Genomic DNA, 16,815 nt, shown 5'->3' with positions numbered 1-16,815 from the left:
AAGCCTCTTTGAGGCCAAGTGCTGTAAACAGATCCTGGAGGCCAACACCCGGCAGCGCTGTGCGCCCCCGGGTGCTTTTTGGTTTTGGCTTTTGCTTGCCACGAGACTTGGACACTTGGCGCGAACGCATTACCTCTCGGGCACCATCCGGTTGCCAGGGAAAAGGAAACAGAATGTTTGAATCACTTCAGGAGCGCCTTGGCTCCATCCTGAACGGCCTGACCGGCCGCGGCGCGCTGTCGGAGGCGGATGTCTCGGCGGCGCTCCGCGAGGTGCGCCGTGCGCTGCTCGAGGCCGACGTGGCGCTGGAAGTGGTGCGCTCCTTCACCGACAAGGTGCGCGAGAAGGCGGTCGGCGCGGCGGTGCTGAAGTCGATCAAGCCCGGCCAGATGGTCGTCAAGATCGTGCATGACGAGCTGGTCGACATGCTCGGCGCCGAAGGCGTCGCCGTCGACCTCAACGCACCGGCGCCTGTCGTCGTCATGATGGTCGGCCTGCAGGGTTCCGGCAAGACGACGACCTCGGCCAAGATCGCCAAGCGGCTCACCGAGCGTCAGAACAAGAAGGTCCTGATGGCCTCGCTCGACACGCGGCGCCCCGCCGCGCAGGAGCAGTTGCGCCAGCTCGGCGAGCAGGTCAAGGTGGCGACGCTGCCTGTCGTCGCCGGCCAGAACCCGGTCGATATCGCCAAGCGCGCCGTGCAGGCGGCCAGGCTCGGCGGTCACGATGTGGTCATCCTCGACACTGCCGGCCGCACCCATATCGACGAGCCGCTGATGGTCGAGATGGCCGACATCAAGAAGGTGTCGAGCCCGCACGAGATCCTGCTGGTGGCCGACTCCTTGACCGGCCAGGACGCCGTCAACCTGGCCAAGAGCTTCGACGAGCGTGTCGGCATCACCGGACTGGTGCTGACCCGCATGGACGGCGACGGCCGTGGCGGCGCCGCGCTGTCGATGCGCGCCGTCACCGGCAAGCCGATCAAGCTGATCGGCACCGGCGAGAAGATGGACGGGCTGGAGGAATTCCACCCCAAGCGTATCGCCGACCGCATCCTGGGCATGGGCGACATCGTTTCGCTTGTCGAAAAAGCCGCCGAGAACATCGACGCCGAGCAGGCGGCGGCGATGGCCAAAAAGATGCAGTCGGGCAAGTTCGACCTGAACGACCTCGCCCAGCAGCTTCAGCAGATGTCGAAAATGGGCGGCATGGGCGGCATCATGGGCATGATGCCCGGCATGGGCAAGATGAAGGACCAGATGGCCGCCGCCGGTCTCGACGACAAGATGTTCGGCCGCCAGCTCGCCATCATCTCCTCGATGACCAAGGCCGAGCGCGCCAACCCCGACATTCTCAAGCACTCGCGCAAGAAGCGCATCGCCGCCGGCTCCGGCACCGACGCGGCCGAGATCAACAAGCTCTTGAAGATGCATCGCGGCATGGCCGACATGATGAAGGCGATGGGCGGCAAGGGCAAAGGCGGCGGCCTGATGCGCGGCATGATGGGCGGGCTCGCCTCCAAGATGGGTCTCGGCGGCATGATGCCCGGTGGCATGGGCGGCATGCCTGACCTCTCCAAGATGGATCCCAAGCAGCTCGAAGCCTTGCAGAAGCAGGCGCAGGCCGCCGGCATGAAGGGCCTGCCCAGCGGCCTTCCCGGCGGCGGTGGCCTGCCCGGCTTGCCCGGCGGCATGAAGCTTCCCGGGCTTCCCGGTCTCGGCGGCGGTGGCCTGCCTGGCCTCGGCAAGAAGAAGTGAGGACGCGATGAACGAGGAAAAGGACATGGCGGACGCCCGCACCATCCTGGCCGGCTACCGTGCTTCGATCGACAACATCGATGCCGCCCTCATCCACATGCTGGCCGAGCGCTTCCGCTGCACCAAGGCGGTCGGCCTGCTCAAGGCCGAGCATGGCTTGCCGCCGGCTGACCCGGCGCGCGAGCAGCAGCAGATCGCCCGTCTTCGCCAGCTCGCGGACGATGCGCATCTCGACCCGGATTTCGCGGAGAAATTCCTCAATTTCGTCGTCCGCGAAGTGATCCGCCACCACGAACAGATCGCCGCTGCCAACGGCGTGACGAAAACCGGCTGAAGACAAAGATTTAGCCGCAACCCTACCAACGAAATCAGAGCTTTTAGGAGATAAGAAATGGCACTGAAGATCAGATTGGCCCGCGCGGGCTCGAAGAAGCGTCCCTACTACCACGTCGTCGTCGCCGACGCGCGCTCGCCGCGCGACGGCCGTTTCATCGAGTCGCTCGGCTCGTGGAACCCGCTGCTGCCGAAGGACGGCGAGCGCGTCAAGGTTGACGCCGAGCGCGTCAAGCACTGGCTGTCGCACGGCGCCCAGCCGACCGACCGCGTGCTGCGCTTCCTCGATGAGGCCGGCCTCGCCAAGCGCGACGCCCGTTCCAATCCGAAAAAGGCCGAGCCCGGCAAGAAGGCACAGGAGCGCGCCGCGCTTCTGAAGAAGGCGCAGGACGACGCCGCTGCCGCCGTCGCGGCGGCTGCGGCCGCGCCGGCCGAGGCGGAGCCCGCCACGGCCGAGTAATCGATCACCGATCGTCTTTTTCGAAACGGCGGGCCCTTAGCCCGCCGTTTTCTATTTCGAATTCATTGTGCGGATGCTGCCGCTCAATAGCCGCTCGGGCAACGATCGACATAGACATGGCCGCGGCTGTCGCGATAACGGCAGCGGCCCGGTTCGCTGGCCCGCCCGATCAGCGCGCCGGCTACGGCACCGACCGCGCCGCCGACCACGGCGCCCTGGACGGGATCGCCCGCCACCGCCGCGCCGACCGCTGCTCCGCCCAGGCCGCCGACGGCCGCGCCTTTTTCCGTCTGCGAACAGGCGCCAAGCGCTGCCGTCAGCACCAGAATGGTCATGATTTTCTTCATTGTCGTTCCTCTCTCACGGGGATCGCCGTCCTCGCCGCCATGTTCCTAACTCCCAGGCGGCCGATTTGATCCCTAGACATTGAAGGCCGGTGCTTCGCCGCGCCTGCCAAGGCCATGCCGATCTCCGGCAAGCATTTGAAATCGTTGATGTTCTCACGTCGCAGCGCAGTTCTCTCGCCGGGTTGTCCGTGCAGCGCGCCGGCGTGGCTATCGGCCCGCTTCGGTCGCGTATATGAAAAGCTGGCGGGCGTGGCCCGTCAGACAAGAGCAGGCGAGATGGCCGGAGAGACAGATCTGAAGACATTGCTGGCGTCGATGATGCCGCAATTGATTGCCGGCATCCATGTCTTCGCCACGCTGCCGGCGGGTGTATCGGTTCCGGAAGGACTCGAAGCGGTCATGCTGTTTCGCGAATGCGAAGGCACGACATTGATCCTGCCCGAAGACGAGGCGCAGGCAGCCGGGCTGGAAGCCGTTTTCCGCTGCCGCATGATAACGCTGAACATCCATTCGTCGCTGGAAGCCGTCGGCTTCCTCGCCGCCATCACCGCACGCCTCGCCGCCGCCGGCATGGGCGTCAATCCCGTCTCCGCCTTCTATCATGACCATCTGTTCGTGCCGGTCGACCGGGCCGAGGAAGCGATGAGGTTGCTGCGGGAACTGGCGGCGGAAAATCGGACATAGGCCGGCGCCCCCCTCATCCGCCTGCCGGCACCTTCTCCCCATATAAGGACGGGGGGAAGGTGAGCTAACGGCCGAAGGCCGAGCCCGCGACTGCGGGCCGCCGGTCGTCCGGCCTCGCGGAGGGCCAGCCGCGGCAGCGGCGGTGCGGCCCGCGAGCGAAAGCCAAACAGCCGTCAGGCTGCCTTCTTCTTCGGCTGGATCAGGCCGCGCTCGACCAGCAGTTCGGCGATCTGCACTGCGTTGAGGGCGGCGCCCTTGCGCAGATTGTCGGAAACGATCCACATCGACAGGCCGTTGTCGATGGTCGAATCCTCGCGGATGCGCGAGATGAAGGTGGCGTCCTCGCCGGCCGATTCCAGCGGCGTGATGTAGCCGCCGTCCTCGCGCTTGTCCAAGACCTGGCAGCCCGGCGCCTCGCGCAGGATGTCGCGCGCCTCGTCGGCGGTGATCGGGTTCTCGAACTCGATGTTGACCGCTTCCGAATGGCCGATGAACACCGGCACGCGCACGCAGGTCGCCGTCAGCTTGATCTTGGGATCGAGCATCTTCTTGGTCTCGGCGACCATCTTCCACTCTTCCTTGGTGAAGCCGTCATCGAGGAAAACGTCGATATGCGGGATCACGTTGAAGGCGATGCGCTTGGTGAACTTCTTGACGTCGACCTGGTCGGCGACGAACACGGCGCGGGTCTGCGTGAACAGCTCGTCCATGCCTTCCTTGCCGGCGCCCGACACCGACTGGTAGGTGGCCACGACGATGCGCTTGATGGTGGCCGCGTCATGCAGCGGCTTCAGCGCCACGACGAGCTGCGCCGTCGAGCAGTTCGGGTTGGCGATGATGTTCTTGCGGGTGAACAGCGAGATCGCATCCGGGTTCACTTCCGGGACGATCAGCGGCACGTCGGCGTCGTAGCGGAAGGCCGAGGAATTGTCGATGACGACGCAGCCCTGCTTGCCGATCTTGGGTGACCATTCCTTCGAGACATTGCCGCCGGCCGACATGATGCAGATGTCGGTGTCGGAAAAGTCGTAGGTGTCGAGTGCGCGGACCTTCAGCGTGCGGTCGCCGAACGACACTTCCGTGCCCTGGCTGCGGCGCGAGGCAAGCGCCACCACTTCGCTGACCGGAAAACCGCGCTCTTCCAGTATGTTGAGCATTTCGCGGCCCACATTGCCCGTGGCGCCAACTACCGCAACCTTGAAACTCATAAAGATCTCCTATCCCTCTCCGCTTGGTTGTTGGAGAAAACCCGCCGGCCAGGTGCGGGTTCCGTCCCCCGGGCCGAACCCGGGAGAGGGTGGTCAGGCCAAGGGAATCACACCGTTTTGGTGGTGGTTTTGGCCGTTACTTTGCTGGAACGGGGGGACGCGCCGAAACGCCCGGCGCAATGATGCTCATTGCGGCTGGGGGCATCGAATGCAAGAAGAGCCATCAAAAGGCCGCGCATCGAAAAACGATCCCGTTCGAAGCGGGCTTTTACGCGGTTTGCGGCAGGAGTCAATCAGTGGTGTTTCTTCCTTCCCTCCTTGCGGGAGAAGGGAAGGCGGTGCCGCCTGCCCTGTACAAGAGCGGCGCCAGCAAGTACGAACGGGCGAGATCGTCTGGCTGGCGCTGCGCCAGCCCTGTATGTGCTCCATGATGAGCGCAAGCCCTGAATTCCGAAAGAGTGAGATGTCCAACTTCGAAGCACTTGTTCCTGCGCTGGCAAAGGCGCTGGAAAAACGCGGCTATGCCGAACTGACGCCGGTGCAGAAGGCGGTCCTGGAACTTGGCCAGGCCGACGCGCTGGTGTCGGCGCAGACCGGCTCCGGCAAGACGGTGGCCTTCGGCCTTGCCATGGCGCCGACGCTCCTCGGCGGCGCCGACCGCTTTGCCCATGCCGCGGCCCCGCTGGCGCTGGCGGTGGCGCCGACGCGCGAGCTGGCGCTGCAGGTGACGCGCGAACTGGAATGGCTCTACGAGCTGACCGGCGCCACGGTCGCCTCCTGCGTCGGCGGCATGGACATGCGCACCGAACGGCGCGCGCTGGAGCGCGGCGCCCATATCGTCGTCGGCACCCCCGGGCGGCTGCGCGACCACATCACGCGGAACTCGCTCGACATGTCGGCGCTGAAGGCGGTGGTGCTGGACGAAGCCGACGAGATGCTCGATCTCGGTTTTCGCGAGGACCTGGAATTCATCCTCGACGCCGCCCCCGCCGAGCGCCGCACGCTGATGTTTTCGGCCACCGTGCCGCGCTCCATCGCAACCCTCGCCCAGGGCTATCAACGTGACGCCGTGCGCATCTCGGCCGCCGGCGAGGAGAAGCAGCATCTCGACATCGAATACCGGGCGCTCAGCGTCGCCCAGGCCGATCGCGAGAACGCCATCATCAATGTGCTGCGTTTCTACGAAGCGAAAAACGCGCTGGTGTTCTGCAACACCCGTGCCGCCGTCAACCATCTCACCGCACGCTTCAACAACCGCAATTTTTCCGTCGTCGCGCTCTCGGGCGAGCTCAGCCAGAACGAACGCAGCCACGCGCTGCAGGCGATGCGTGATGGCCGCGCCAAGGTCTGCATCGCCACCGACGTCGCGGCGCGCGGCATCGACCTGCCCAATCTGGAGCTGGTCATCCACGCCGACCTGCCGACCAACCCGGAAACGCTGCTGCACCGAAGCGGCCGCACCGGACGCGCGGGTCGCAAGGGCGTCAGCGCGCTGATCGTGCCCAACAGCGCCCGCAGGCGCACTGAACGCCTGCTGGCGAGCGCAAAGCTGACCGCGACATGGGCAAGTCCGCCATCCGCCGACGACGTGATCCGCCGCGACGACGAGCGCATCCTTGCCGATCCCGCCTTCGACGAACCGGTGAAGGACGACGAACGCGGCTTCATCGACGCGCTTCTCGCCAAGCACGGCGCCGAGCAGGTGACGGCCGCCTTCGTGCGGCTGTGCCGCTCGAGCCGCTCGGCGCCAGAGGATCTGATGGACGTCGCGCCGTTCACGCCGTCGCGTGAAAGACCGGCGGGCGAAAACTTCGCGCGCCGCGACGAGGCGCCCAGCCGCCGCGACGATTTCGGCGCCAGCGTCTGGTTTTCGCTGTCGGTCGGGCGCCGGCAGAATGCCGAGCCACGCTGGCTGATTCCGATGCTGTGCCGCACCGGCAGCATCACCAAGCGCGAGATCGGCGCCATCAAGATGCAGCCGGAAGAGACCTTCGTGCAGATCGCCGCCGACTGGGCCGACCGTTTCCTCGCCGCCGTTGGTCCCGACCGCAAATTGCAGGGTAACATCGTGGTGAAACGGCTGGACGGCATGCCGGACCTGTCGCGCGCCGGCTACCAGCCGCCAAGTCCGGACAAGAAACCGCATCGCGGCAAGGCGCCGTTCGACCCGAACGCGCCGAAGCGCAAATTCGAGAAGCGCGCGCCGGCTGGCGACCAGCGCCCCGCCGCATCTGACGCGAAGCCCTGGGCGAAAAAGCCGGGCAAGCCGAAATTCGACAACGCCGGACCGCCGAAACCCAAGAAGGCGAAGAAGCGGCCGAGCTGAGATCTCCCGGCCATGTCGTCACGATGGCTGCCGCGCCAGCCGTCGCATTTTCATGCTGCCCCTTGCGATCCGCCGGAACTTTGAACAGTCTGGTCGGGCGTTCGGGGGATCGGGGCATGCGCGGCGAAGTTCTTCACTATGACGAGACCCAGGGCTTCGGCTTCATCACCGGGGCGGATGGTGAGCGCTATACTTTTGCGCGTGAGGATCTGCGCCGCGAAATCGCAATTGCCCGAGGCACGGCCGTTGAATTCCAGCCCGGCGGCGGCCAGGCGCGCGACATCTTCCCGGCCGGCGCCCAATCCGCGCCTCCAACCGGCGTGGCCGCCGGCGCCCATGCGCGAACCGGTGCGTCCGTCTCTTCCGCTGCTCAAATCGCACAGCCGCGGCATTTTGGCCGCGCCGCCAGCACCGGGCCGGCCGAGCCCGGCCTGTGGGGTTATTTCTGGCGCGGCATCACCGAGAATTATTTCAACTTCACCGGCCGCGCCCGCCGCAAGGAATACTGGGCCTATTGCCTGTTCTGGTTCGTCGCGCTGCTGGCAGTGACCGGCATCGGCATTTTCGCCGATGCCGCGATGGGCAATCTCGACGACGCTGAAATGCCGGCGGTGACGATTGGCCTGTTCGGCCTTTTCCTACTTGCGACCTTTCTGCCTGGCCTCGGCATGACCGTGCGTCGTCTGCACGATATCGGCCTGACCGGCTGGCTTTTCCTGGTGATCCTGATCCCCACCATCGGCAGCCTGATCATCCTGGTCTTCGCGCTCATCCCGACCCAGGCCCGGGAGAACCAGTGGGGACCGGTGCCGGCGGGCGCCAGAACGTAGCCCTGCGTGCGTATTGCAATTACATGCAACTTTAAGTAGCGTCTCGCGACGCAATGTGAAATGGGGCAGAGCATGCGCGGGACAGTGTTCCACTATGACGAAGGCCAGGACTACGGTTACATCAACGGAACCGACGGCAAACGCTACATCTTTTCCCGTATCGATTTCAGCCTGGAACTGCCCCTCGGCAAGGGTACCCTTGTCGAGTTCCAGCCGGGCGACGGCACGGCGCACAACATTGTCGCCACGGCCTCGGCCGCATCGTCGTCAACCACCAGTCAGCCACGGCAGACCAGCCGTTCTGCCCGAAGCCGTCCCGCCTACTCCACAGGGCTGTGGGCTTATTTCTGGCGCGCGGTGATCGCGGATTATGGTAATTTCACCGGACGCTCCCGCCGCAAGGAATTCTGGGCCTTCTGGCTATTCTACACCCTCGGGGTGCTCGCGCTTTTCGGCTTCGGGATACTTGTTGAACTGGCGATCAACGGCTTCGAAACCAACGCGGACAGGACGCCGATGGGGTTCATAGGGTTCATACCCCTACTGGTTTTCTTTTCGGGATTGATCCTGCCTTGCATTGCGCTCCTCGTACGGCGTGCGCATGACGCCGGCCTGAGCGGCTGGTTTGCCCTGCTTTGCTTCGTCCCGCTCATTGGCGGCATCGCCGTGCTAGTCTTCGGGCTTATGCCGCCTCAGCTGGGCGAAAATCCTTGGGGACCGGTGCCGGCGGGCGTCAGGGTCTGACCGCCCCCAGCGCCTCGCCCGAAAGCCTGAGAAAGATCTTCTGGCCGTGGCGTTCGGCGCCAAGCCGGTCGTAGAAGCGCAGCGCGCCTTCGTTCCAGTCCTCGGTGGTCAGGTCGATGCGGCCGATGCCGTTGCGCCGGCAATGGTCGGCGAGAAAGCCGACCAGCGCCCGGCCGACCCCAGCGTTGCGAGCCTTGTCGCGCACGAACAGATCCTTGAGGAACAATAGCCGCTCGAGGTCGATGCCGGGATGCGCGATCGCTACCGACGCCAGACCGCTGATCTCGGCCCCGATGAAGGCCAGCGCGAAATGCGGATAGGCCGGGCTTTCCTCATCCAGCCATTTGCGTGCCGCCGACAAGGCGCGCTCGTGGTCGAGCGGCGGCTGCCGGTAGTACACCGCCATTTCGCACAGCATCGTGGCGAGCGCCGTCGCGTCGCCGGTCGTCGCCCAGCGGACGGCGATCATCATGGGCTCAGCCCAGGAACTTGGCGATGATCGCGTCGCTCATCTCGACGGTGCCGACCTCGGTCATGCCGGCGGAGAGGATGTCCTTGGTGCGCAGCCCGTCGTCGAGCACGGCGGCGATTGCCGCTTCGAGCTTGTCGGCTTCATCGACCATGGCGAAGGAATAGCGCAGGCACATGGCGAAGGAAGCGATCATGGCGATCGGGTTGGCGATGCCCTTGCCGGCGATATCGGGCGCCGAACCGTGCACCGGCTCGTAAAGCGCCTTGCGCTTCTTGGTCTTGGCATCAGGCGCGCCGAGCGAGGCGGAAGGCAGCATGCCGATCGAGCCGGTCAGCATGGCGGCGATATCGGACAGCATGTCGCCGAACAGGTTATCGGTGACGATGACGTCGAACTGCTTGGGCCAGCGCACCAGTTGCATGCCGCCGGCATCGGCCAGCATGTGGTCGAGCTTGACGTCGGAATATCGGGCCTTGTGGGTCTGGGTGACGACCTCGTTCCACAACACGCCGGACTTCATGACGTTGCGCTTTTCCATCGAGGTGACATGGTTCTTGCGCGTGCGCGCCAATTCGAAGGCGACGCCCGAAATGCGCTCGATCTCGAATGTGTCGTAGACCTGGGTGTCGATGCCGCGCTTCTGGCCGTTGCCGAGATCGATGATCTGCTTGGGCTCGCCGAAATAGACGCCGCCGGTCAGTTCGCGCACGATCAATATGTCGAGGCCTTCGACCACCTCTTGCTTCAGCGAGGAGGACGCCGCCAGCGCCGGATAGCAGATCGCGGGCCTGAGATTGGCAAACAGCTCCATGTCCTTGCGCAGGCGCAGCAGGCCGGCCTCGGGGCGAACCTCGTAAGGCACGGCATCCCATTTCGGACCGCCGACGGCCCCGAACAGCACGGCGTCGGCGGCAACAGCCTTTTCCATGTCGGCATCGGAAATCGCGGCACCATGTGCATCGTAGGCGCAGCCGCCGACCAGCCCCTCGTCGGTGGCGAAGCCGCTGCCGAGCTTCTCGTTCATGGCCGCTATCAGCTTCTTGACCTCGGCCATGGCCTCGGGGCCGATGCCGTCGCCGGGAAGCAGGAAGAGATGTTTCGAAGCCATGGAGAGCCGTCCCAGAAAGAATGCGTTTCGATTTGCACAGCATCCTTCGCGCGCCAATGAGGCGCGCGGCGCTGTGCGACCGCGGCCTTGCTAACCGCCAAGCGGTTGCTACGCAAGGAAGAACAATTGGCGAAGGCGGCTAAGTGCGTAATCTCCCCCCTTGAGGGGGAGATGGCCGCCAGGCCAGAGGGGGGCGCTGTCCCGCCAGCATGTCCAGGTCAGCAGTCGCCTCGGCGCTTTGCAGATGTTTCACCGATGCGAGAGAATGTTGACCAGCCGGTTGAAAGGGTCGCGCACATAGAAGCGCCGCACGCCCCAGGGCTCGTCGGCCGGCCCGTATTCGATGGCGAAGCCGGCTGCCTTCATGGCGTCGAGTGCGGCATCAACGTCGTCGACCTCGATCGACAGGTCCGGCACCGGCGTGCCCGACCCGCCTTGCGCCATGAAGCTGACCTGTACCTGCATCCTTTCCTCGGACCCGTAGGTGACGATCCAGCCTTGATCCATGAGCATATCGAGGCCGAGCACGTCATGGTAGAAGCGCCTCGCCGATGCCGCGTCCTTTGTTTCGATATTGGCTACGATACGCCGCACTGCCATGGCATTGGCCTCCTCAGTCTGTGCGCCGAAGCGCCGTCACCTCGATTTCGATCTTCATCTCCGGTCTGTTGAGCTGGCACACGATCATCGTTGCCGCCGGCCTGATCTCGCCGAACGCTTCGCCGAGAATGGGGAACACCACGTCGACGAAGGCCTGGTCGGTGATATAGTAATGCGCGCGCACCACATCTTCCATGTCGAAGCCGCCGTCCCGCAAGGCACTGGCGATGGTTGCCAGGCAATTGCGCGTCTGCGCCTCGACCGTTTCCGGCATCGTCATCGAGGCATAGTCGTAGCCGGTCGTTCCGGACACGAAACACCAGTCGCCCTGCACCACGGCGCGCGAATAGCCGGCGGTCTTCTCGAAGGGCGAACCGGTGGAGATCAGCTTTCGCATGGCATCCTCGCAAGGGGTGTTCGCAACCACTTTGCGGGCAAAAGCCTCGCGCGGCCATAGGCCAGACGGAGCTGGCCGTTGTCCCGATGACCTTGATCGTCCGCTGGGCCTCAGCTCGCCAGCCGGCTGACCATCTCGTGCTGGGCGTAGGCCCGGCCGAAGCGGTTGGCGAGGAAGGCGTCGAGCGCGATGTCCTCCTGCTTGACGAAGCCGGTCGCCGGCAAGGTACCGTCGGCCAGCATGTCGAGCACGGCGCAGATTCCGGATGCCGTGGTGATCTGGATGGCGCTGCGCACCGTCTGGCCGACCCGCTTCGAATAGATCTTGTTGGCGTAGGTCTCCTGCAGCAGGCGGCCGTTCTTGCGCCCCGAGACGGTGACGAAGACGATGACCACGTCCTGCAGCGTCGCTGGCAGCGCGCTTTCGAAAATGTCCTTCAACACCTCTCGGCGGTGACGCAGGCCGAGATCGTTGAGCAGCGCCTTCATGATGGCGGCGTGGCCGGGATAGCGGATGGTGCGATAGTTGAGCGTGCGCACCTTGCCCTTCAGCGTCTCGGCCAAAGTGCCGAGCCCGCCCGAGGTGTTGAAGGCCTCGTAGGTTACCCCGTCGAGCGAGAATTCCTCGCGCTCCTCCAGCGGCGGCACCTCGACCAGCTCGCCCTCGACGATCGCCTCGCAGGGCTCGCAATATTCGTTGATGACGCCGTCGGTGCTCCAGGTCAGATTGTAGTTCAGCGCGTTCGAGGGATATTGCGGCAGCGCGCCGACCCGCATGCGCACGCTTTCCAGCGTGTCGAAACGGCTGGCGAGATCGTTGGCGACGATCGAGATGAAGCCCGGCGCCAGCCCGCATTGCGGGATGAAGGCGCTGTTGGTCGAACGCGCCAGTTCCTTCACGCGCCGGGTCGAGACGACGTCCTCCGTGAGATCGAGATAATGCACGTCGGCGCTTGCGGCAGCTTCGGCGATGCGCGTGGTCAGATGGAAGGGAGCGGCGCTGAGCACCGCGAATTTTCCGGCGAGCGCAGCTTCCAGCGTGCCCGCGGCCGCGATGTCGAGTTCGAGCGTCTCTACTCCGTCAGGCAATTCAGCCGCGGCAAGCTGCGCGGCCGAGCGGTCGACGAGGGTGACATGATAGTCCCTGGTTGAAAACAGCATCTCGGCAATGGTCGAGCCGATCTTGCCGGCGCCGACGACAACAATTTTCTTCATGACCCGGTTCCCTCGCCCGACAGTTGATTTGTCCCGCTACAATCGCGGCTTGCCGGACGAAAGGAAGCGTGGAATTATGCGAAATGAAGCACAGTTTCTATCAATATGCCGACCAGGTTCGTTGAAATGCTGAGTGATGCCGACCAGGCCCTGCTTGCCCTGCTGCGCGAGAACGCCCGCGCCTCGACCGCCGCGCTGGCGCGCCGGCTCGGCGTGTCGCGCACCACGGTGCAGAGCCGCATCGAACGGCTGGAGCAGCGCGGCATCATAGCCGGCTACGGCGTCAAGCTTGCGCCCGATTATGAACAGGGACTGGTGCGGGCGCATGTGCTGCTCACCGTGACGCCCAAGCTCGCCGACAAGGTGGTGCGCAGCCTGCGCGCCCTGGCGCCGGTCAGGACGCTGCATTCGGTGAGCGGCAATTTCGACATGATCGTCATCGCCGACGCGCCGTCGATCAAGGACCTGGACACGCTGCTCGACCAGATCGGCGCCCTCGAAGGCGTCGAACGGACATCGTCGTCGATCATCCTGTCGACGCGGATCGATCGGTGATCACCGGTGAAAAACCGGGCCGCAGGCGGCCCGGTCGTGCCGCCTTTACTTGGCAGGCTGGATGTTCGAGACCAGCGATTTGCCGGATTTCGTCGAATAGGTGACGATCACCTTCTTGCCGGGCTTCAGCGTCTCGACCTCTATGCCCTCCGGCAGGTTCAGCGTCTTGCCGTCGGCCAGCGTGATGGCGTCGCCCTTTGCATCGACATTGACGATGGTGCTGGTAACCGTCCTTGCAAGGGCTGCCGTCGAGGATGCGGCCGCCAGCACTGTCGCGGCGGCGATGACGAATTTCCTCATGGTCTTTTCTCCTAACGCTTGTTGTGGTGCCGAAGTGGTTCGGCATCGAGGGGTCGGAACGATTACAGTTGCCGCCCCGCTTCCCCCGGATCGAGAGAAGATCGGTCGATCCTAGCGAGGCGAGTTGTCGGGCAGCTGGCCGGCGCCTTACGGATCCGTAAGACCGGGATGACGGACAGAGGATCCAGGTCTATCGCCGGCTAACCCGACGCCAGCGGGAAACTCACCATCACGGCGAGACCCGGCCGGCAGTCCTCAAGCGTGATCGATGCGCCGTGCAGGTCGGCGATGGCCCTAACGAGGCTGAGGCCGAGGCCGCTGCCTGGCGTCGAGCGGCTGTGGTCCAGCCGGTAGAGCCGCTGGAACACTTTTTCACGCTCGTACGCCGGGATGCCAGGACCGTTGTCGGCGACTCTGGCCAGGATATGCTCGTCCCGGCGTTCGGCCGACAATTTGATCGCGGTGCCGGGCGGGCAATGGCGCAGCGCATTCTCGACCAGGTTGGCGAACATCTGCATCAGCAGCTCGCGATCGCCATGGACCCGGTCCGTCGTCCCGTCCAGCCGCTGCGACGACAGCGACTTGCAGTCGTCCTCTGCCACCTCGGTGTAGATCTCGGCGATGGTTTGCAGAATCTCGCCGAGATCGACATCGGTAAAGCGCGCCTTGCGCGCGCCAGCCTCGATCTGTGCAATTCTAAGCAGCGCGTCAAAGGTCTCGTTGATCTGGTGACCCTCCGCGCGCGCGTCGGCCAGGTCGCCGGAGACATCCTGATCCTGCGCCGCCTTGTCGGCCGCGCCCTCCAGAATCATCTGCAGCCGATTGAGCGGCGTCTTCAGATCGTGCGCAATGTCGGCGCTGACCTGCTTCATGCCTTCGACCAGCGCCGACAGACGATCAAGAGCCGCATTGACCTGATTGGACACGACGTCGATGTCGTCGCCATTGCCGGTCAGTGGAATGCGGGTATCCAGCCGGCCATGCGAGACATCCACCATAGTGGCGGCAATGCCGTCGAGCCGGCGCTGAACGCGCGAGGCGAGCAAGGCGCCGCCGGCCACCGCCAGCCCGGCGATGATCAGCGTCGCCCAGCCGAAGCTCATCAGTATGATAGTTTCCAGTTCCTCCGTCTCGGACAGGCTGAAGGCGATCGTCAGATTGTTGCCGCCAATCGAGCCGGAATAGGCACGGTATTGGGCACCGGCCGGCACACCGGGCATTTTTGCGTCGAGCATCGAGAACCCGTCGGGAACTCCAGCCGCGGTGAAGTTGCCGGCCAGACGGTTGCCGGCCGCGTCGGTCAGCGAAAAGAGCTGTTCCTTCTTGGAGCTGAGCTGCGAATGACTCTCGACCGTGGCGATCAGGTCCTCGAGGTCGCTCTCGGTATACGTTGCGGCGACGACCGAGTAGGTTTCCCTGATGGTTTCGTCGAGCCGTCCCGCAAGATCGGCGCTCATCATCCGGTAGACGATGGCGCCGGACAGCACGAAAGCCAGCATGAACAGGAAGGCGAACGTCAAGGCGAGCCGGAACGGCGTGCTGCGCGGCAGCCGGGACCATGTCGCGGTCATGGTGAAAGCGGTGCGTGCAGGCTGTAGCCGGTATTGCGGACCGTATGGATGAGCTGGGTTTCGAAAGGCCTGTCGATCTTGGCCCGCAAGCGGCTGATATGGGTCTCGACGACGCTGGTCCTGGGATCGAAATGGAAATCCCAGACGCGCTCCAGGAGCATGGTGCGGGTGATCACCCGGCCCTCGCCGCGCATCAGCACTTCCAACAGGCTGAACTCACGCGGTTGCAGGTCGATCGGCTGGCCCTGCCTGGCAACGCGGCGCATGATCAGGTCCATTTCGAGGTCGGCTACCCGCAGAACGGTCTTCTGCTCCAGTGCGGCCGGCCTGCGGCCGAGCGCATTGATGCGGGCAAGCAATTCGGAAAAGGCGAAAGGCTTGACCAGATAGTCGTCGCCGCCAGCCTCGAGGCCCTCGACACGGTCGTCGATGCCGCCGACGGACGTGAGAAAGATCGCCGGCGTGCGCACGCCCGCCGCACGGACCGCCTTAACCATCGACAGGCCGTCGAGGCCTGGGATCATCCGGTCGGCCACGATCACGTCATAGCCGCCGCTGGTCGCGGCGAAGAGCGCGTCGTGCCCGTTGCGCAATAGGTCGCAGACATGGCCGGCCTCGGTCAGGCCCCTGACGATGTAGTCAGCCGTCCTGTGGTCATCCTCGACAAGAAGAAGTCGCATCGCTGTTCCGGTTGATTGCCGATGTTGGGAACAGGCTAGCACCGGCGTGGGTCCGTTCCTAGGATGGCACGTGGCCGGCAAGCTCGGCTGCGCTTGTCCGGCGTCAGTCCGATTCCAGCAAGATCTCGTCGGCATCGTCTGCGGTCTTCTTCAGCGTCATGTAGAGAACCAGGGCAATGATGCAGCCGAGGAAGATCAGGCTGGTGAAGGTGGTGCCGAAACCGAGGCCGCCATATTCGACTGGCTGCGACAGCAGATCGCCGAAGGAGGCGCCAAGTGGCCGCGTCAGGATATAGGCGAGCCAGAAGGCGAGAATGCCGTCCAGATGAAGCAGGTAATAGGCACCCGCGATGACCGCGATTACGCCGCCGAACAGCAGGCCGGTCGTCAGGTAGCCCATGTCGAAGCTCTCGGCGACGAGATCGCCGGCGGCGGTGCCGAGCGAGAAGGTGAACAGGATCGCCAGCCAGTAGAAGATCTCGCGCCGGGTGGTGAAGATGGTGTGGATCGACAGCGTCCGCTCGCTTGCATACCAAACAGCGAATGTGGCGGCGAGCATGACGGTGAAGGCGATCGTGGTCGTTTCGAGACGCACGCCGAAATTGTCGACCAGATTATCTGATATCAGCGTGCCGACGACGCTGATCAGCACCACCGCCAGCCAGTAAGCCCAGGGCACGTAGCGTTTCTGGGCGAACTGGAGGGCAAGGGCAACGACTAGGACGCCGGTCATGATCAACGACGTGGCGGTCAGCCCAAGGCCAAGGTTGACGGCGAGATAGTCAGCCGCCGTCTCGCCCATGGTCACCGCCATCAGCTTGATCAGCCAGAAATCGGCGGTGACGTCCGGGACCCTGTTGTGGGTCGATCCGGCGGGCTTTTGCGCGTTGGAAGTGAGCATGGCGGATGTCCTGCGGTTTGTGATTCGCGGACTTACTTGCCTATGACCTTCATGGCCTGGGCGAAGAAGTCGTCGGCGCGCTTATCATCGTCGGCATTGCAGCGTTCGATGCCCTGGGTCTCCAGTTCCGAGACCTTCGCCTTGTCGGAGGCGCCGAGCTTAACCGTAGCCTCCGCCGCGCGAAGAGCCTTCAGTGTGTCCTCGCAAGGTGCGGTGGCGGCGAAAACGGGCGAGATCGAAGCCGAGACAGCGAGGCTGCCCACCGCAATGGCAAGTGCAAATCTTCTCATGAAACCAGTCCCTGTCCGATGCCGGTGGTCCGGCGGCC

20 protein-coding genes are annotated in these 16,815 nt (G+C 64.5%); 8 read left to right on the top strand and 12 right to left on the bottom strand.

The genetic code is table 11. The annotated features are described in order from the left end of the window. Positions 1 to 173 precede the first annotated feature (173 nt). From ffh to rpsP, 3 genes are read left to right on the top strand one after another with little or no spacing between them, the layout of a single operon-like run. Positions 174 to 1,757, top strand: a complete 1,584-nt coding sequence (ffh, locus tag FJ946_RS09160; RefSeq protein ID WP_140563901.1) for a signal recognition particle protein — start codon at positions 174 to 176, stop codon at positions 1,755 to 1,757. Positions 1,758 to 1,764: 7 nt separating this feature from the next. After that, positions 1,765 to 2,091 (top strand): chorismate mutase, encoded by a 327-nt coding sequence (locus FJ946_RS09155; RefSeq protein ID WP_140492160.1) that lies wholly within the window; start codon positions 1,765 to 1,767, stop codon positions 2,089 to 2,091. Between the two features lie 57 nt (positions 2,092 to 2,148). Beyond that, positions 2,149 to 2,550 (top strand): 30S ribosomal protein S16, encoded by a 402-nt coding sequence (gene rpsP / locus FJ946_RS09150; protein ID WP_140492156.1) that lies wholly within the window; start codon positions 2,149 to 2,151, stop codon positions 2,548 to 2,550. 83 nt (positions 2,551 to 2,633) lie between these two features. Here rpsP and FJ946_RS09145 read toward each other — a convergent pair whose 3' ends face one another. Beyond that, on the bottom strand, positions 2,634 to 2,897 hold the full coding sequence (locus tag FJ946_RS09145; protein WP_140492153.1) for a glycine zipper domain-containing protein: 264 nt from the start codon (positions 2,895 to 2,897) through the stop codon (positions 2,634 to 2,636). Between the two features lie 276 nt (positions 2,898 to 3,173). Between FJ946_RS09145 and FJ946_RS09140 the strand changes: the two genes are divergently transcribed. Continuing rightward, positions 3,174 to 3,581 (top strand): ACT domain-containing protein, encoded by a 408-nt coding sequence (locus FJ946_RS09140; RefSeq protein ID WP_140524566.1) that lies wholly within the window; start codon positions 3,174 to 3,176, stop codon positions 3,579 to 3,581. 173 nt (positions 3,582 to 3,754) lie between these two features. On the opposite strand, the gene FJ946_RS09135 is transcribed toward FJ946_RS09140, so the two are convergent. After that, positions 3,755 to 4,789, bottom strand: a complete 1,035-nt coding sequence (locus FJ946_RS09135; RefSeq protein ID WP_140492147.1) for an aspartate-semialdehyde dehydrogenase — start codon at positions 4,787 to 4,789, stop codon at positions 3,755 to 3,757. Between the two features lie 463 nt (positions 4,790 to 5,252). Between FJ946_RS09135 and FJ946_RS09125 the strand changes: the two genes are divergently transcribed. The 3 genes from FJ946_RS09125 to FJ946_RS09115 all read left to right on the top strand — a co-directional run bounded on the left by FJ946_RS09125 (position 5,253) and on the right by FJ946_RS09115 (position 8,689). Next, a complete protein-coding gene (locus FJ946_RS09125; RefSeq protein ID WP_140559210.1) occupies positions 5,253 to 7,115 on the top strand; it encodes a DEAD/DEAH box helicase in 1,863 nt (620 codons plus the stop codon). Between the two features lie 116 nt (positions 7,116 to 7,231). Continuing rightward, entirely contained in the window at positions 7,232 to 7,945 is a 714-nt protein-coding gene (locus tag FJ946_RS09120; protein WP_140492138.1) for a DUF805 domain-containing protein, read from the top strand. A 72-nt stretch (positions 7,946 to 8,017) separates the two neighbouring features. After that, positions 8,018 to 8,689 carry a DUF805 domain-containing protein gene (locus FJ946_RS09115; protein WP_140514041.1) on the top strand — a complete coding sequence of 224 codons (672 nt, stop codon included), beginning with the start codon at positions 8,018 to 8,020 and terminating at the stop codon, positions 8,687 to 8,689. Here the strand turns inward: FJ946_RS09115 and FJ946_RS09110 are convergent. The 5 genes from FJ946_RS09110 to FJ946_RS09090 all read right to left on the bottom strand — a co-directional run bounded on the left by FJ946_RS09110 (position 8,679) and on the right by FJ946_RS09090 (position 12,480). After that, positions 8,679 to 9,161: a GNAT family N-acetyltransferase gene (locus tag FJ946_RS09110; RefSeq protein WP_140563900.1), complete on the bottom strand. Its 483-nt coding sequence runs from the start codon at positions 9,159 to 9,161 to the stop codon at positions 8,679 to 8,681. The two genes, FJ946_RS09115 and FJ946_RS09110, sit on opposite strands and share 11 nt — an antisense overlap. Before the next feature lie 4 nt (positions 9,162 to 9,165). Then, positions 9,166 to 10,269, bottom strand: a complete 1,104-nt coding sequence (leuB, locus tag FJ946_RS09105) for a 3-isopropylmalate dehydrogenase (RefSeq protein WP_140514043.1) — start codon at positions 10,267 to 10,269, stop codon at positions 9,166 to 9,168. A 249-nt stretch (positions 10,270 to 10,518) separates the two neighbouring features. Next, entirely contained in the window at positions 10,519 to 10,869 is a 351-nt protein-coding gene (locus FJ946_RS09100; protein ID WP_140524558.1) for a VOC family protein, read from the bottom strand. Between the two features lie 13 nt (positions 10,870 to 10,882). Next, positions 10,883 to 11,266, bottom strand: coding sequence for a RidA family protein (locus FJ946_RS09095; protein WP_140524557.1), 384 nt, complete (start codon positions 11,264 to 11,266; stop codon positions 10,883 to 10,885). Between the two features lie 110 nt (positions 11,267 to 11,376). Further along, positions 11,377 to 12,480 carry a saccharopine dehydrogenase family protein gene (locus FJ946_RS09090; protein ID WP_140563899.1) on the bottom strand — a complete coding sequence of 368 codons (1,104 nt, stop codon included), beginning with the start codon at positions 12,478 to 12,480 and terminating at the stop codon, positions 11,377 to 11,379. 126 nt (positions 12,481 to 12,606) lie between these two features. Here FJ946_RS09090 and FJ946_RS09085 point away from each other — a divergent pair, with 126 nt between their 5' ends. Continuing rightward, positions 12,607 to 13,035 (top strand): Lrp/AsnC family transcriptional regulator, encoded by a 429-nt coding sequence (locus tag FJ946_RS09085; RefSeq protein WP_140492118.1) that lies wholly within the window; start codon positions 12,607 to 12,609, stop codon positions 13,033 to 13,035. Positions 13,036 to 13,080: 45 nt separating this feature from the next. Here FJ946_RS09085 and FJ946_RS09080 read toward each other — a convergent pair whose 3' ends face one another. From FJ946_RS09080 to FJ946_RS09060, 5 genes are all read right to left on the bottom strand, one after another. After that, the gene (locus FJ946_RS09080) at positions 13,081 to 13,335 is read right to left on the bottom strand and encodes a DUF1344 domain-containing protein (RefSeq protein ID WP_140492115.1); all 255 of its coding nucleotides are present in this window, start codon (positions 13,333 to 13,335) and stop codon (positions 13,081 to 13,083) included. A gap of 200 nt (positions 13,336 to 13,535) precedes the next feature. Next, entirely contained in the window at positions 13,536 to 14,906 is a 1,371-nt protein-coding gene (locus FJ946_RS09075; protein WP_140563898.1) for an ATP-binding protein, read from the bottom strand. Further along, on the bottom strand, positions 14,903 to 15,586 hold the full coding sequence (locus tag FJ946_RS09070) for a winged helix-turn-helix domain-containing protein (RefSeq protein WP_140492109.1): 684 nt from the start codon (positions 15,584 to 15,586) through the stop codon (positions 14,903 to 14,905). The genes FJ946_RS09075 and FJ946_RS09070 overlap by 4 nt, the downstream gene beginning before the upstream one ends. Positions 15,587 to 15,689: 103 nt before the next feature. After that, positions 15,690 to 16,487: a hypothetical protein gene (locus FJ946_RS09065; protein WP_140492106.1), complete on the bottom strand. Its 798-nt coding sequence runs from the start codon at positions 16,485 to 16,487 to the stop codon at positions 15,690 to 15,692. A 32-nt stretch (positions 16,488 to 16,519) separates the two neighbouring features. Beyond that, complete coding sequence (locus FJ946_RS09060; RefSeq protein WP_140492103.1) at positions 16,520 to 16,777, bottom strand: hypothetical protein; 258 nt, start codon at positions 16,775 to 16,777, stop codon at positions 16,520 to 16,522. Positions 16,778 to 16,815: the final 38 nt, after the last annotated feature.

Source organism: Mesorhizobium sp. B2-4-7 (assembly GCF_006442685.1).
Taxonomy (GTDB): domain Bacteria; phylum Pseudomonadota; class Alphaproteobacteria; order Rhizobiales; family Rhizobiaceae; genus Mesorhizobium.
The sequence above is the reverse complement of the archived record's forward strand: the minus strand, read 5'-3'. Positions and strand labels throughout refer to the sequence as shown.

Excerpts from the sequence above, each read along its gene's own strand:
- ffh (WP_140563901.1), top strand. The coding sequence starts at position 174 with ATGTTTGAATCACTTCAGGAGCGCCTTGGCTCCATCCTGAACGGCCTG.
- FJ946_RS09155 (WP_140492160.1), top strand. The coding sequence starts at position 1,765 with ATGAACGAGGAAAAGGACATGGCGGACGCCCGCACCATCCTGGCCGGC.
- rpsP (WP_140492156.1), top strand. The coding sequence starts at position 2,149 with ATGGCACTGAAGATCAGATTGGCCCGCGCGGGCTCGAAGAAGCGTCCC.
- FJ946_RS09145 (WP_140492153.1), bottom strand. The coding sequence starts at position 2,897 with ATGAAGAAAATCATGACCATTCTGGTGCTGACGGCAGCGCTTGGCGCC.
- FJ946_RS09140 (WP_140524566.1), top strand. The coding sequence starts at position 3,174 with ATGGCCGGAGAGACAGATCTGAAGACATTGCTGGCGTCGATGATGCCG.
- FJ946_RS09135 (WP_140492147.1), bottom strand. The coding sequence starts at position 4,789 with ATGAGTTTCAAGGTTGCGGTAGTTGGCGCCACGGGCAATGTGGGCCGC.
- FJ946_RS09125 (WP_140559210.1), top strand. The coding sequence starts at position 5,253 with ATGTCCAACTTCGAAGCACTTGTTCCTGCGCTGGCAAAGGCGCTGGAA.
- FJ946_RS09120 (WP_140492138.1), top strand. The coding sequence starts at position 7,232 with ATGCGCGGCGAAGTTCTTCACTATGACGAGACCCAGGGCTTCGGCTTC.
- FJ946_RS09115 (WP_140514041.1), top strand. The coding sequence starts at position 8,018 with ATGCGCGGGACAGTGTTCCACTATGACGAAGGCCAGGACTACGGTTAC.
- FJ946_RS09110 (WP_140563900.1), bottom strand. The coding sequence starts at position 9,161 with ATGATGATCGCCGTCCGCTGGGCGACGACCGGCGACGCGACGGCGCTC.
- leuB (WP_140514043.1), bottom strand. The coding sequence starts at position 10,269 with ATGGCTTCGAAACATCTCTTCCTGCTTCCCGGCGACGGCATCGGCCCC.
- FJ946_RS09100 (WP_140524558.1), bottom strand. The coding sequence starts at position 10,869 with ATGGCAGTGCGGCGTATCGTAGCCAATATCGAAACAAAGGACGCGGCA.
- FJ946_RS09095 (WP_140524557.1), bottom strand. The coding sequence starts at position 11,266 with ATGCGAAAGCTGATCTCCACCGGTTCGCCCTTCGAGAAGACCGCCGGC.
- FJ946_RS09090 (WP_140563899.1), bottom strand. The coding sequence starts at position 12,480 with ATGAAGAAAATTGTTGTCGTCGGCGCCGGCAAGATCGGCTCGACCATT.
- FJ946_RS09085 (WP_140492118.1), top strand. The coding sequence starts at position 12,607 with ATGCTGAGTGATGCCGACCAGGCCCTGCTTGCCCTGCTGCGCGAGAAC.
- FJ946_RS09080 (WP_140492115.1), bottom strand. The coding sequence starts at position 13,335 with ATGAGGAAATTCGTCATCGCCGCCGCGACAGTGCTGGCGGCCGCATCC.
- FJ946_RS09075 (WP_140563898.1), bottom strand. The coding sequence starts at position 14,906 with ATGACCGCGACATGGTCCCGGCTGCCGCGCAGCACGCCGTTCCGGCTC.
- FJ946_RS09070 (WP_140492109.1), bottom strand. The coding sequence starts at position 15,586 with ATGCGACTTCTTCTTGTCGAGGATGACCACAGGACGGCTGACTACATC.
- FJ946_RS09065 (WP_140492106.1), bottom strand. The coding sequence starts at position 16,487 with ATGCTCACTTCCAACGCGCAAAAGCCCGCCGGATCGACCCACAACAGG.
- FJ946_RS09060 (WP_140492103.1), bottom strand. The coding sequence starts at position 16,777 with ATGAGAAGATTTGCACTTGCCATTGCGGTGGGCAGCCTCGCTGTCTCG.